The organism is Pedobacter antarcticus (assembly GCF_900112985.1).
Lineage (GTDB): Bacteria > Bacteroidota > Bacteroidia > Sphingobacteriales > Sphingobacteriaceae > Pedobacter > Pedobacter antarcticus.
Map to the genome: position 1 here is coordinate 108,741 of NZ_FONS01000001.1, position 12,979 is coordinate 121,719.

Annotated in this window: 14 protein-coding genes, 1 tRNA gene and 2 pseudogenes; 11 read left to right on the forward strand and 6 right to left on the reverse strand. The window is 39.5% G+C overall.

What is annotated here, in order from left to right; genetic code table 11:
* Positions 1-11: 11 nt before the first annotated feature.
* The 3 genes from BM192_RS00520 to BM192_RS00530 all read right to left on the reverse strand — a co-directional run bounded on the left by BM192_RS00520 (position 12) and on the right by BM192_RS00530 (position 3,704).
* The gene (locus tag BM192_RS00520; RefSeq protein ID WP_037440128.1) at positions 12-1,673 is read right to left on the reverse strand and encodes an ABC1 kinase family protein; all 1,662 of its coding nucleotides are present in this window, start codon (positions 1,671-1,673) and stop codon (positions 12-14) included.
* Between the two features lie 94 nt (positions 1,674-1,767).
* A complete protein-coding gene (locus BM192_RS00525) occupies positions 1,768-3,030 on the reverse strand; it encodes a sensor histidine kinase (protein WP_037440130.1) in 1,263 nt (420 codons plus the stop codon).
* Entirely contained in the window at positions 3,027-3,704 is a 678-nt protein-coding gene (locus BM192_RS00530; protein WP_037440132.1) for a response regulator transcription factor, read from the reverse strand. The genes BM192_RS00525 and BM192_RS00530 overlap by 4 nt, the downstream gene beginning before the upstream one ends.
* Before the next feature lie 126 nt (positions 3,705-3,830).
* On the opposite strand from BM192_RS00530, the gene BM192_RS00535 reads away from it, so the two are divergent.
* Entirely contained in the window at positions 3,831-4,094 is a 264-nt protein-coding gene (locus tag BM192_RS00535) for a hypothetical protein (protein ID WP_037440162.1), read from the forward strand.
* Here the strand turns inward: BM192_RS00535 and BM192_RS00540 are convergent.
* Positions 4,045-5,889: a response regulator gene (locus BM192_RS00540; RefSeq protein ID WP_051759816.1), complete on the reverse strand. Its 1,845-nt coding sequence runs from the start codon at positions 5,887-5,889 to the stop codon at positions 4,045-4,047. The genes BM192_RS00535 and BM192_RS00540 overlap by 50 nt on opposite strands.
* A gap of 384 nt (positions 5,890-6,273) precedes the next feature.
* On the opposite strand from BM192_RS00540, the gene BM192_RS00545 reads away from it, so the two are divergent.
* The 10 genes and pseudogenes from BM192_RS00545 to BM192_RS21255 form a co-directional block, all read left to right on the forward strand.
* Positions 6,274-7,257: a potassium channel beta subunit family protein gene (locus tag BM192_RS00545; RefSeq protein ID WP_037440134.1), complete on the forward strand. Its 984-nt coding sequence runs from the start codon at positions 6,274-6,276 to the stop codon at positions 7,255-7,257.
* Positions 7,258-7,296: 39 nt separating this feature from the next.
* Positions 7,297-9,042, forward strand: coding sequence for an ABC transporter ATP-binding protein (locus BM192_RS00550; protein WP_037440136.1), 1,746 nt, complete (start codon positions 7,297-7,299; stop codon positions 9,040-9,042).
* A 122-nt stretch (positions 9,043-9,164) separates the two neighbouring features.
* Positions 9,165-9,237, forward strand: a tRNA-Lys gene (locus tag BM192_RS00555).
* Positions 9,238-9,401: 164 nt separating this feature from the next.
* A complete protein-coding gene (locus BM192_RS00560; protein WP_037440138.1) occupies positions 9,402-9,767 on the forward strand; it encodes an ISAon1 family transposase N-terminal region protein in 366 nt (121 codons plus the stop codon).
* 10 nt (positions 9,768-9,777) lie between these two features.
* Positions 9,778-10,730 (forward strand): annotated as a pseudogene (locus tag BM192_RS21315) (ISAon1 family transposase).
* 236 nt (positions 10,731-10,966) lie between these two features.
* The gene (locus BM192_RS21235; RefSeq protein WP_316930986.1) at positions 10,967-11,101 is read left to right on the forward strand and encodes an Arm DNA-binding domain-containing protein; all 135 of its coding nucleotides are present in this window, start codon (positions 10,967-10,969) and stop codon (positions 11,099-11,101) included.
* A 23-nt stretch (positions 11,102-11,124) separates the two neighbouring features.
* Positions 11,125-11,334 carry a hypothetical protein gene (locus BM192_RS21240; protein WP_316930983.1) on the forward strand — a complete coding sequence of 70 codons (210 nt, stop codon included), beginning with the start codon at positions 11,125-11,127 and terminating at the stop codon, positions 11,332-11,334.
* On the forward strand, positions 11,292-11,507 hold the full coding sequence (locus tag BM192_RS21245; RefSeq protein ID WP_316930984.1) for a phage integrase SAM-like domain-containing protein: 216 nt from the start codon (positions 11,292-11,294) through the stop codon (positions 11,505-11,507). The genes BM192_RS21240 and BM192_RS21245 overlap by 43 nt, the downstream gene beginning before the upstream one ends.
* On the forward strand, positions 11,483-11,653 hold the full coding sequence (locus tag BM192_RS21250; protein ID WP_316930985.1) for a hypothetical protein: 171 nt from the start codon (positions 11,483-11,485) through the stop codon (positions 11,651-11,653). Before BM192_RS21245 ends, BM192_RS21250 begins: the two co-directional genes overlap by 25 nt.
* A gap of 42 nt (positions 11,654-11,695) precedes the next feature.
* Positions 11,696-12,145 (forward strand): annotated as a pseudogene (locus tag BM192_RS21255) (site-specific integrase); the annotation flags it as partial.
* 329 nt (positions 12,146-12,474) lie between these two features.
* Here BM192_RS21255 and BM192_RS21320 read toward each other — a convergent pair.
* On the reverse strand, positions 12,475-12,693 hold the full coding sequence (locus BM192_RS21320) for a hypothetical protein (protein WP_170844835.1): 219 nt from the start codon (positions 12,691-12,693) through the stop codon (positions 12,475-12,477).
* A 24-nt stretch (positions 12,694-12,717) separates the two neighbouring features.
* Positions 12,718-12,979, reverse strand: a 262-nt coding sequence (locus BM192_RS00575; RefSeq protein WP_139218406.1) for an integrase core domain-containing protein, incomplete at its 5' end; no start/stop codon positions are given.

Below are 12,979 nucleotides of genomic sequence, written 5' to 3' on the forward strand. Positions count from 1 at the left end.
TCAATGCACACTTAACTGTCTTTTTTCCAGAATGAAATTAAGAATATTAAGCCCATTATACCAGAAATCAAGATACCTGCAAAGCCCAGAATTGGAATCTCCCAAATTTTCGGACCTTTATCTGCCTGTATAATTAATGACGAGGCAATTGCAAAACCAGTAATGATCAATGCATACGAAAGCTTACTGAAACCATTAACTACAGCATTCTTAAATGCTGGAAAATCTCTGATCTCCTGCACTATCTTCAACTCACCACTATCCAGTTTGTTCACAATATTTTTCAGATTCTCAGGGATTTCTGTCAGGCCTTCACCAAAAGTGCGCAATGTCTCCATCCCCTTGTCAATCAAATATTCCGGACTTAATCTTTTTTTGATAATCTTAGCCACATAGGGACGCATACTTTCCACTATATTCATTTCAGGATCAAGCTTACGTCCTATTCCTTCAATCAAGACAATTCCGCGTACCAGAAGGTAAATATGCTCGGGCATCAGGATCTCATTATCATTCAGAACTGCGGAGAAGCTTTTGAGAATTACTTTTACGTCTATATTGGCCAGGGAATTTCCACTGAGCAACTCAAAAACTCCATGGATGTCACGCTCTAACTTTTTCTCATCGGTGATATTAAAACGAACAGCCATCCTTTTAATCGTAGGGATTAATCTTTTCGCATCCCTTGCCATGAAATGAGCGATAAAATTTTCAAGCAATTCTTTATCCGAAGGCATCATACTTCCCATCGAACCGAAATCTATAAATGCAATTTGGGCCGAAGGCAATACGAATAGATTTCCAGCGTGTGGATCGGCATGAAAAAATCCATGCTCCATTATCTGAGTCAGGTACAAATCCAATCCGGTCGCCGCAATTTCTTTTGGATCGAATCCTTCTTTCACCAGTGCATCCCGGTCTGTAATTTTTAATCCGTGTATATACTCCATACACAAGATATTATCATTCGATAACTCCGGATAAGGCAGCACGGGATGAAGCTTTTGGTGGCCTTTAAAATTTCTGGCAAACTGTACCATATTCGATTCTTCGCGCAAAAATGATAGTTCGTTAATGATAGCTTTTTCAAAAGCTTCCAATACCTGCACCAGATTTATTTTTCTGAAACTCTCATTATAATTTACAAGTAATCGCGCGAAATCTTTCATAATCAGCAGATCAGCTTCTACGATTTCCCGGATACCTGGCCTTTTGACCTTAATAATAACCTTCTCTCCTGTAATCAGTACTGCGGTATAAACCTGTGAAATTGACGCAGAGGCAATAGGAATAGGGTCAATATCACTAAAATAATCTTCCGGTATAATATTCAGTTCATCTGCGACCCATTGCTTCACGTCCAACTCTTCTGGTTTGACCTTGTCTTGCAGTTTCTTCAGTTCTGTAATTAGCTCTGCCGGCAAAAGGTCTTCCCGGTCACTAAAAGCCTGTCCAAATTTAATATATGTGGGGCCTAGCTCTTCCAGGACGATTCGTATCCGTTCATAAACATTTAAAGAAGGCACTTGAGAATCCAAGCCAGAACCAGCAGGAGGCTCCACAGTGAAATGATGCCTAAAATTAGTTCTAACCATTAATTCTTCAAAACCGTATTTTGATAAGATACTTAGAAGAACCGCCGTTCTTTTAATCTTCTTCTTTTGATTCTGCATAGCTGGGTATTAAAAAGTAATAACAAAAAACCAGCTGTTTCTGTTTACAATGACACAAGAACCCAAAAGCAGAACCGGCAACAAAGTATAAGATTTATAGAGATGCTGGATTGAATAACTTAAAAGTATGATTTCCATCAATCATCTCGTAAGTAAACTTATAGCCGTACTGTACACTGATCTCAAGACAGATAGCCAGCCCCAAACCAGTCCCCTCAGAATCTGCAGCTTTATAAAATCTTTGGAAGTGCTTCTCATCAAGCTCTTCAGACCTACCCGTATTACCGATAAGAATGAAATCACCTGAAGACTTTACCCATACACGTCCACCCTGATAATTGTGCCTGACTGCATTACTCAATAAATTATTAAAAAATATATCGGCAAGATAACGGCTCATGACAAGAGATGTGGGATTAATGTCCAGATCGAGCCTGAGATTTTTCTTCTCGAAAAGTTCCTCAAACTGTCGCGCTTTTTCCTGCAAAAGGTCATGCATAGGATAAATTTTACTTTCAGGAAGTTGTTTATTTTCAATCTTTGTCAGTAAAAGCAAGGATTGATTTAGTCTAGACGTCCGGTTTATAGCACGATATACATCATCCAGTAACCCATACTGCTTATCATTAAATTCGCCTGTTTGTAAAAGTGTATCCAGTTTAGATCTGATAATAGCCAGCGGTGTCATCATTTCATGGGCTGCACTATCTGTAAAGTTCTTCAATTCTTTATAATCCTGCTGAACACGTAACGCCATCAGATTAGCAGAATCAAAAAGTTCGTCAAATTCATCTACTTCGCCTTTTTTAAACTGAAGCTGATGAGATTTAACAAGATTGAAACTTTTCATCTGATCAAGAACAGCATAAAAAGGTTTCCATAACTGACTCAATATAAATCTGTTGATAACAAAAAGAGTAAATAACAACAATCCAGTCACTGCCAATGTAATCAGCAGGATCATTCTTACCAACCCCTCGGACTCCAGCCTGGATTTAATAATAGTCACTTCGTAGGTCTTGCCGTTAAGATCCAAACTGGTAACCAGCCCCCTGCCGGGCTCAACAACATGTTCAGGCTCATTTTTGTAAACCGTGTTTTTAAATTCTCTGATGCCAGTGTCAGCAGGATGTAGCTCCTTGAAAGACACCTGTTGATCAAGATAGTTTCCGGGCAGAGGCAATTTCTTGTAAATTGCTGCATACCGTATAATTTCCTCTTCTTCTACTTCCAAATCTTTATCAAGCTTGGCATTTAAAATCAGATGGATCAAAAAATAGTAGATTATTCCAGTAAGCAGTAAAACCAACAATGAAATAACGAGATTGACGCGATTATACCGACTGGAAAGTTTCATAAGATTCCAAATTTATAACCTATCCCATATATCGAGTGTATGCATTCTATAGCGCCTGCAGCAGTTAATTTTCTCCTAAGGTTCTTAATATGACTGTAGATAAAATCGTAATCATCTGCCAGGTCCATATCATCTCCCCATAAATGTTCTGCAATTGCATTTTTGGTCACAACTTTTCCTTGATTAGAAATGAAATAGATTAGCAAATCATATTCTTTTTTGGTTAAGACCACAGGCATTCCATGCACCAGAACACGCATAGAACTCAGTTCAATCTGAATTTCTTGAAAAATGATCTGCTGCTGACCATCAAATTTCTTACGGCGAACTATAGCCGCCACTCTTGCACGAAGCTCAGAAAGATGAAAGGGTTTTACCAAATAATCATCTGCCCCCATATCCAGTCCTTCCAGCTTATCATCTAAAGAATGTCTCGCAGAAATGATCAACACTCCTTCTTTTCTCTTTAGAGATTTAATTTCCTGCAATAACTTTAGCCCGTCGCCGTCAGGCAAACCAAGATCAAGAAGTATACAGTCGTATTGATATAATCCTATTTTTTCAGATGCCTCCCGAAATGTCGAAGCAACTTCGCACCGAGAACCGTCTTCCTGAAAGTAACTGCTAATACTCTCCTGCAAAGGCTTTTCATCTTCTATAACTAGAATTTTCATGATCCGGTATTTTTGTTGACTTATAATAAAGCTACCCGAATATACCGGATTAGACAAAAGATTGTTGAAGAACCACTGTTAGCAGGAAAATATTTAGCTTTACCCGCTCTTAAACCATTCAGTGTTATGTCCCAGGAAAGAAATCCATATCAGCAATTTAACCATCAAATCTTAAAAGACTGGATTAGTAATGGCGTGAAATACATTAAACTGGTTGAACTGCAGAGTAGTCTGCCGGTGCAGTTTTTCGAGCTGATCCCTGATTCTGAAATCCCTGACTCTGAGGAAACTATATACCCTATAGATTCAGAAGAAATCACCGAGTTACTTGAGCCACTGGCTAAAGTGAAGTTTTTAGTCCATGAGATTTATCTGGAAGAGGAATTTTAACTGTTCCCTTCGGCCTAATTAACCGAGTTAGTTTCTGATATAAATGATCTGGATTAAAAGGCTTTGACAGATAATCATTCATACCTGCCTGAATGACTTTATCTGTAATATCTATATTTGAACTCGCAGTTAAGGCTATAATTGGCACAGCAGATTTGATAGGATCCTTTAAACTACGGATGCAGGTGGTCGCCTCATAACCATCCATCTCTGGCATATATAAATCCATTAAAACAATATCAAAATCCATTGTTTCCAATAATTTCAAGGCGATCAACCCATTTTCTGCAATGACTGGCTGGATATTCCACTGTTCTAGTGTTTTTCTGATCACCAATACATTAACCGGATTATCCTCTACAACAAGTACCTTAAGACCAGCAAGTTCCTCCCCTGTCGCCGTATGCTCGGGCAAAACAAATTTGCTTGCAGGTTGAGAAATAAAGTCAATATCAAAATAAAACTGTGTGCCCTGATCTGGCGTACTATTAATCTGAATACTGGTATTAAACATGGTCAGAACTTTTTTTACGATCGGCAGCCCAAGTCCGGTACCGCCGAAATAACGATTTGTAGTGGAACTGGCCTGTATAAACGGTTCGAAAATTTCCTGTTGTTTCTCGGCAGCTATACCAATACCTGTATCGGTAACTTTAAAACGTACAGAGACCTCCCCATCAACCTGTTTTATGATAACAAGAGCTAACTCAACGGTCCCTTTCTCTGTGAATTTAACTGCATTATTTAATAAGTTTAATAAGACCTGGGTTAATCTCGTAGGGTCACTGATTACACGGATCTGTCCGAGTTCTTCAGGGTAGATCAGATTTAGATCTAACATTTTCTCCTGTGCCCTGGGTTTGATACTCAGGATATTGTTTTTAATAAGAACAACCAGGTCAAATGGAATATTTTCCAGCTCTACCTTACCGGATTCAAATTTGTTAAAGTCAAGAATATCATTAATAAGTGAGAGCAGGTTCTCTGCAGAAAATTTAAGCACCGCTATATTCTCCTTTTGGTCTTCCCGGGGGCTTTGCAGCAGTAGGGCATTAGAAATACCTATTACTCCATTTAATGGCGTTCTAAGTTCATGAGACATCGTCGATAGGAAGTCCATTCTTGCATTTGATAATTTACCAACCTCATACAACGTGTTTTTCAATTTTTCATTAAGCTCCTTCAGCTCATTTTTTGTTTCCGTAAGCGTAATAAAATTCTGATTAAAAGCCTGAAAAAAATAATGATGAAGAAAAAGGATCAGAAAGAAATTATAAGTAATAACAAAAAGATAAGTTAACTGGCTTACCTTATGGGGCCCTGATGTTAAATAAAAATAAGTTTTATAATCGGTAGCGGTATATAATAAAACTGGAAGTATATTAATAACTGCATAAAACCATCCCCACTTTAAACCATGCATATAAAAGCCCAATACGCAGGCCAGCCAGATAAACTGGAGCGTTTCTATATTAACCCCCTGTACATAAATAGTCAGATTGCTCCATATTGCGAGTGTAATGAGGCCAAGGACGATATGGGACACTATTTTCCAAGCGTAGGTATAATAGGCAATCGCAATAAGTAAAGGACTTGCGGCGAAAATTATACTAACCCGAATCAGATGTAGTGTTTCTCCTCCCAAGATATAGGCTACAATTAAGGTAGCTGTAAATATTGTGTACAAAACCAGTATATAGGCAAGCATTTTTATACGGGCCTGATTAATTGGATTCTTCTCCCTGACTAATAGCCGGTTAAATATATTCCCGATACTGATGAACGCGTTAATCATAATTGGGCTACAAATTAGGAATTTAAAATATACAGCATGTGTTTCGTTTCACAAAAATTACATCGCGATAACACTGAGATCCCAAAAATAAACTAAAAAGACATTTAATCCGGCATTTATTAACCACTGTTTAATTCATGCCAACCATAAGTCCGGATTTCACCCCAATTTCCTTCCGACTTTTTTCGCGGCCAACCGAAGGAAGTCCGAAGGAAATCCGAAGAAAGGGCGGACAAATTCCGGAATTAACCTTAACGAAACCATAACAATACTAAAAGCTTCATCGCAGTTAAAACATCTGTTAAAAAAACTTATTCTGCAATCCGACTGTTTTATACGGGTATGATTTATTTATACAAATAATTTACAAAGAATAATTAGAAAATGGAATACAGAAGACTAGGAAAATCGGGATTACAAGTTAGTGCATTATCTCTTGGTAGCTGGCTGACTTTCGGACAGCAGATTAGTGATGAGACAGCAGATGAATTGATGGGTGTAGCTTATGATGCCGGAGTCAATTTTTTTGACAATGCTGAGGGCTATGCAGAAGGAAAATCAGAAATCGTAATGGGCAAATCTCTAAAAAACCATGGCTGGGAAAGAGATACTTTTATAGTATCCAGCAAGGTGTTTTTCGGAGCCGAGAATAAAGGACCGAATGGTATAGGACTGAGCAGAAAACACGTTATTGAAGCCTGTAATGCTGCTTTAAGACGGCTACAGGTAGATTACCTCGATCTATATTTTTGTCACCGCCCGGATAAAAACACCCCTATAGAGGAAACGGTATTTGCGATGAACACTTTATTACAACAGGGTAAAATCCTTTACTGGGGAACGTCAGAATGGAGTGCCGCAGAAATTATGGAGGCTATCAGCGTCGCCAAACAGTATAACCTGATTGGCCCAACAATGGAACAACCTCAATATAACTTACTGGAACGCAAAAAAGTGGAGAACGAATATCTGCATCTATTTAACAACCATGGTCTGGGTACAACTATCTGGTCTCCATTGGCGTCCGGTCTGCTCTCCGGTAAATACACGAAAGGCAGTACTGGTGATACCCGCCTGGACATGAAAGGTATGGAATGGCTGAAAGAATCTGTACTTGCTGAAGAAAAGCTCGATAAAGCTAAAAAACTACAGGAATATGCAGACGAGCTTAATATTCCCTTAGCCAAACTTTCCCTGGCCTGGTGTCTGAATAACCCTAATGTAAGCACTGTCATTCTTGGCGCTTCTAAAACTGAACAACTGAAAGAAAATCTGACGACAATAGATATATTACCGAGAATAAATGACGAGGTTATAGAGAAGATCGAATCTATCATGCAGACCAAGCCTGTATTATCTCAATTTTAGGTATCTCTTACAAATTCATTTCAACAATCGGAAAGATTCATGAAGACATTATGGAAATACCTGAGGCCGCACAGATCCCTCATTTTTCTTGCGCTGCTGCTTGCGGGTATTGCGCAGCTGCTCAGCCTGATTGATCCTTTGATCTTTGGTAAAATTGTAGATGATTATGCAAGTAATCCAAAAGGGCTAGCTGAAGAAGAACTGATACACGAGGTTTTATACTGGCTGGGTATTGCCGCGCTGATTGCAATCGTTTCGCGACTATTTAAAGCGGTCCAGGAATATATTACCAGAAAGATTGTCGCACGATTCGGAATGCACATCTTTAATGACGGACTCAAACAAACGCTCCGCCTGTCCTTTCATGAATTTGAAGAGAACAGAAGCGGCACAACCCTTTCTGTATTACAAAAGGTTAAAACCGATGCGGAGCGTTTTGTCAACTCTTTCATCAATGTCCTGTTTTCCTCCATGGTTGGAGTGGGTTTCTTACTTTGGTACAGCCTTAATAAAAATGGGCTATTAATTCCAGTGTTTATCGTAGGTGTGGTGGTTCTGGGCTCATTGACTGGCTTACTGTCCCGACGGATTAAAACTGTACAGCGTTCTATCAACAGGCAAACGGATGCCCAGGCAGGAATAATCACTGAGAGTCTGCGAAATATAGAACTGGTAAAAAGCCTGGGGCTTACTTTTCCAGAAATCAGGAGGCTGAATGAGCAAACAAGGAAGATATTTAACCTGGAAATGTATAAGGCAAGAAAGGTTAGTTCCTTATCGTTCCTTCAGGGGGCAACTCTGAGCGTCTTAAAGCAATCAATTTTATTCATTTTGCTCTGGCTCATCTTTCGTAAAGTATTAAGCACCGGCGAGCTCATTGCTATGCAGTTTATATCTACAGCGATTTTCGTCCCTCTACAGGACCTGGGAAATATGATTCTCCAATATCGTGAGGTAGATGCCTCTATCAAAAACTTCGACCGGCTGATGAACAAACAAGTGGAGCGAAGACCTGAAAACTCAGTTGAGCTGGGACCCTTGGAAAGCCTAGAATTTAACGAGGTGGTATTCCGTCATAAAACGGCTGGTTACAATGCAATCGATAATATTTCGTTCCGTGTACAATCTGGTCAAACCATTGCTTTTGTTGGCCCTTCTGGTTCCGGAAAATCTACATTGGTGAAATTGCTGATCGGACTGTATCCTCCCGTGAGTGGTAAAATTTATTTTAACGATGTTAGCTCTACAGAGATCAGATATAACCCACTTCGCAGACAAATCGGATTCGTTACGCAGGATACCCAGCTTTACGCCGGCACCATCAAGGACAATATGCGTTTTGTAAAACCTGCAGCTACAGACGAAGAAATTCATGAAGCCCTGCGGAAGGCTTCAGCAACAGCACTAATTGCTAAAGCTTCACACGGCGTGAATACAATGCTCGGTGAGAATGGCATGAAGTTGTCCGGTGGGGAGAAACAAAGAATCTCTATAGCACGTGCCTTACTTAGGCAACCCCGGTTACTCATCTTCGATGAAGCTACTTCCGCACTTGACTCCCTGACTGAAGAAGATATTACACAAACTATAAGAGAAATCTCTGCAACCAGGGAACAGCTTACGATTCTAATTGCGCACAGGCTCTCAACGGTTATGCATGCAGACGTAATTTATGTATTAGAAAAAGGTAAAATATCAGAAACAGGCTCCCACACGGACCTTCTTCAGGTAAATGGACTCTATGCAGCCATGTGGAGGCAGCAAATCGGTGAGCGAAGACAATAGCCTAACAACCTGTCATTTAAATAATTGTAAATTATTTTGATAAATAAACAATAAAAATTTCACTAAACATTTTACTTTAACATATCTTTTTCTATCTTTGCACCTCCTTCACAAAAAGGATTGATTCCGTAGCTCAGCTGGTAGAGCATTACACTTTTAATGTAGTGGTCCTGGGTTCGAATCCCAGCGGGATCACTCAAGGAGACAATCAAAACGTACAAAAGGCTGTTAATCACTTGATTAACAGCCTTTTTACTTTTACGGGGGGTACCAAAACTTGCACCAATTCTGGATCAATCCCAAAACTTGTGGAGGAGGCATTAAAAATATAGCTTTGTATTTTATACAGTTTTATATTTATGCCATCAGCTACAGCATCATTACTCAGCTTATTTCTGCCAGACTTTATACTAGAGAATTTTGAATCTAAAGGGGTTATTGAGGATAGTGAGACTTTCCAGATCGAACTTGAAGAACTGAATACACCACCCTCTGAATGGGATGGTATTAAAGTATTGTCCAAAGGCTTTTTTCCTCAGATTGTGATTCAGGATTTCCCTATCCGTGGGCATAAAGTGTTTTATCACATCAGACGCCGAAGATGGCTTAATACAGAGACCGATAAGGTGATTTACCGGACTTGGACTTTAGTAGAGAAGGGAACGCGAATGACAGGGGATTTCGCGGCTTTTTTAAAAGAAATCAATCGATACAGCCCCGAATAGTGTTGATGCCATCAGTTCATTTTATTGTGTAAAGGCAAAAAACCTGCTTCGCCAATACCGGGATCACCTGAGTGAATTTAAAAGCTGGGATCAGAAATCTCATGCGAAAAAGTGGCTCTTATATCCGGAAAACCTCGGTGAGCAGCTTTCTATAGATGAAACCAGTCTCTCCCATGGTGAACTTTATACCATCCTTACCAACAAAGCAGCAAAGGGTAAAAAAGGAGCTATTGTTGCCATTGTAGCAGGAACCAAAGCGGAAACCGTCATTTCAGTACTGAAAAGGATCCCTGAAAGAGCAAGGAAAAAAGTAACTGAAGTTACACTGGACATGGCAGGTAATATGGAGTTGATCTGCAAACGTTGTTTTCCGGAGGCGACCAGAGTAACTGATCGGTTCCACGTGAAGAAACTGGCCACCGAAGCACTACAGGAAATGCGGATCAAATACAGGTGGGAAGCTATGGATGCGGAGAATGAAGCCATAGAAGAATCAAAAAAGACAGGTCATCCATTTCAGGCGGAAGTACTCCATAACGGTGATACGATCAAGCAATTGCTGGCTCGCAGCAGATATGTACTGTATAAAAAACCATCGGCCTGGACAGAAAGTCAAAAAAATCGTGCAGAACTCTTATTTCAAAGCTTCCCAAGCTAAAAACAGCCTATGGGCTTAGTTTTGGACTTAGTCAAATCTTTGAAAAAACAAAAGACAAGGTTTTCGCATTAGCAAACCTGGCCAAATGGCATGAAAAAGTAAGGCAAACCGGATTCAAGGCTTTCAATACAATTGCCAGATCCATACAAAACCATTATCAAACGATTTTGAACTACTTTGATAACCGATCTACTAATGCTTCTGCAGAATCCTTCAATGCGAAGATAAAGGCATTCAGATCGCAATTCAGAGGAGTCAAAAATATTGAATTCTTCCTGTTCAGGCTAACTCAATTGTATGCATAAAATCGAAAAAAGAATCATTGCTCCACAAGTTTTTGACTTGATCCCCAATTCTCATAAAAAAAGTGAGCGATTCGGTGAGTCATTTGGAAAATTCACCCTACTCACCGAATGGCACATATCCAACTACTGAACAGGTAGTTACAAACTGAACATCTTGTAATCGTTAAACTGCAAAGCTATTTTTGTTTCACCCTTAATCATTAAATGATGAAAACGGACTCAGCCTGCTTTTTTATCTGAAAAAGCAAAAGAACTACATCAGCGGCAACACCCCTATTTACATGAGAATTACGGTTGATGGTAAACGCGCAGAAATTGCGACCAGCAGGGATTGTAACCCAAGCCGTGGAGTAAGCGATCCAGCCGACTAATCGGAACTAAAGAAGATGTTAAAATGCTTAATTCCTATTTGGATCAACTGCAAAATTCCGTTTATCAGGCACATCAGGAGTTGGTTGGTTTTGGTATCGGGATAAGTTCTGAAGCCATTAAATGCCGGTATCTGGGTAAAATGAATGGCTCACACACTTTACTAGAGGCTATTAAAGATCATAATGAAAGATGCAGTCTTTGGTGGGTAAAGGTTACGTACAGGGTACATTGAGTCGTTATAAGGTCTTAGAAAAACACCTATCAGCGTTTGTCCTTTCCAAATACGAGCTGGCGGACGTGGACATCAAAAGAGTAGATCAAGCCTTCCTGAATAATTTTGACTACTATTTAAGGTCTGATAAAACTGCGAGAATAACTATGTGGTTAAAAACGTCAAGAATTTAGGAAAGATCCTGCGCATTGGTTTGGAAAACGGCTGGGTGGAAAAAGATCATTTTCTAGGTTACAAAGGCAAAACTAAGAATGTTGACCGTTATCACCTTAATCAAGAGGAACTGGAACAGATCGCCGGAAAACAGTTTCTATCTTAAAGATTAAGGCAGGTACGTGACGTCTTTGTCTTTTGCTGTTTTACCGGACTGGCTTACGTAGATGTATTTAAACTGAAACAGGAGCATATTCAAAAGGGAAATGATGGGGAACGCTGGATATTCACCAACAGTCAAAAGACAAAAACCAGATCTGCAATCCCCCTACTACCTACAGCGGTTAAGATTATGGATCGGTATGCTACAAACAAGGTCTGCTTAAATAAAGGGAATCTACTTCCTGTACCCAGCAATCAAAAAATGAACGAGTATCTGAAGGAAATTGCGGATCTCTGCGGGATTGACAAAAAACTGACCTCTCATATTGCCCGCCATACTTTTGCGACCACAGTAACGCTTTTAAATGGCGTACCTATTGAAAGTGTATCGAAGTTGTTAGGGCATACCAACATCAGAACGACTCAGCGCTATGCTAAGATATTAGACATTAAGGTCGGTGCAGATATGGCTTTATTAAGGGAAAAATACCACTAACATCTTTAAACCCGCTAATCTGCCGAAACTTTCTTCCTGTCCTTTTAAGTTTTTTTGAGGGACTTTTATAAACCCCGAGTTGCGCAGGGGTTTTCTCGCCTTTATTTATTCTAGCCCCAAAAGGCTAGAATAAATAAAGGCGAGGGAGTTTTTGGGTACCCAAAAACACAACTTGCCGATTACAAAACAAACAGATTTTGTAACCGGATGTGAGCTCTGGAATCGGATTTCTGTATATCGTCTGGACAGAACCAAACTGCTAGTCTGCTTAGACAGCCTATGCCTTAGTTACCTAATCAGCATTACACTTAAACACTTTGGTTACTAACTTAAGTTGTTAATTCAAGACTTACAATCTCTTGCTGTAAATCAGAAGGAATATTCTGCCATATAGTTTTTTCAGTCAAAACCAATTGACAACCACATTCATCTTTAGCCACTTTAATAATGTACTTATACCAGTCAAGGTACGTCCACTCTCTTGGCTTTGGTGAGTAAAGAAAAGGCCCCTCACTGTCCCAATGTCTTATCCTGAAATGGCTATACACGCAAATTTGTTATTCCTGTATCAATTATACAAGTTGCTTTTCATTTGGTTTGCACCATTTAGGTTTCCATCTTTTTTTCAATGGCCCGTGTTTCAGGTGTGCCTGCTCTGGAGTTAGATAATCACAACTAGCATGGGGCCTTAATTGATTATAGGTTTGGATATTTTCTCTTATCTTTTGGGTAGTTTCCCTAAAACCAACTTTTGAGCTATGCAAATCAAATTCTGATTTTAGTATCCCGTTTACCCTTTCTGCAATAGCATTTTCATAAGGACTTCCATTCTCG

Excerpts from the sequence above, each read along its gene's own strand:
- BM192_RS00520 (WP_037440128.1), bottom strand. The coding sequence starts at position 1,673 with ATGCAGAATCAAAAGAAGAAGATTAAAAGAACGGCGGTTCTTCTAAGT.
- BM192_RS00525 (WP_037440130.1), bottom strand. The coding sequence starts at position 3,030 with ATGAAACTTTCCAGTCGGTATAATCGCGTCAATCTCGTTATTTCATTG.
- BM192_RS00530 (WP_037440132.1), bottom strand. The coding sequence starts at position 3,704 with ATGAAAATTCTAGTTATAGAAGATGAAAAGCCTTTGCAGGAGAGTATT.
- BM192_RS00535 (WP_037440162.1), top strand. The coding sequence starts at position 3,831 with ATGTCCCAGGAAAGAAATCCATATCAGCAATTTAACCATCAAATCTTA.
- BM192_RS00540 (WP_051759816.1), bottom strand. The coding sequence starts at position 5,889 with ATGATTAACGCGTTCATCAGTATCGGGAATATATTTAACCGGCTATTA.
- BM192_RS00545 (WP_037440134.1), top strand. The coding sequence starts at position 6,274 with ATGGAATACAGAAGACTAGGAAAATCGGGATTACAAGTTAGTGCATTA.
- BM192_RS00550 (WP_037440136.1), top strand. The coding sequence starts at position 7,297 with ATGAAGACATTATGGAAATACCTGAGGCCGCACAGATCCCTCATTTTT.
- BM192_RS00560 (WP_037440138.1), top strand. The coding sequence starts at position 9,402 with ATGCCATCAGCTACAGCATCATTACTCAGCTTATTTCTGCCAGACTTT.
- BM192_RS21240 (WP_316930983.1), top strand. The coding sequence starts at position 11,125 with ATGCTTAATTCCTATTTGGATCAACTGCAAAATTCCGTTTATCAGGCA.
- BM192_RS21245 (WP_316930984.1), top strand. The coding sequence starts at position 11,292 with ATGCAGTCTTTGGTGGGTAAAGGTTACGTACAGGGTACATTGAGTCGT.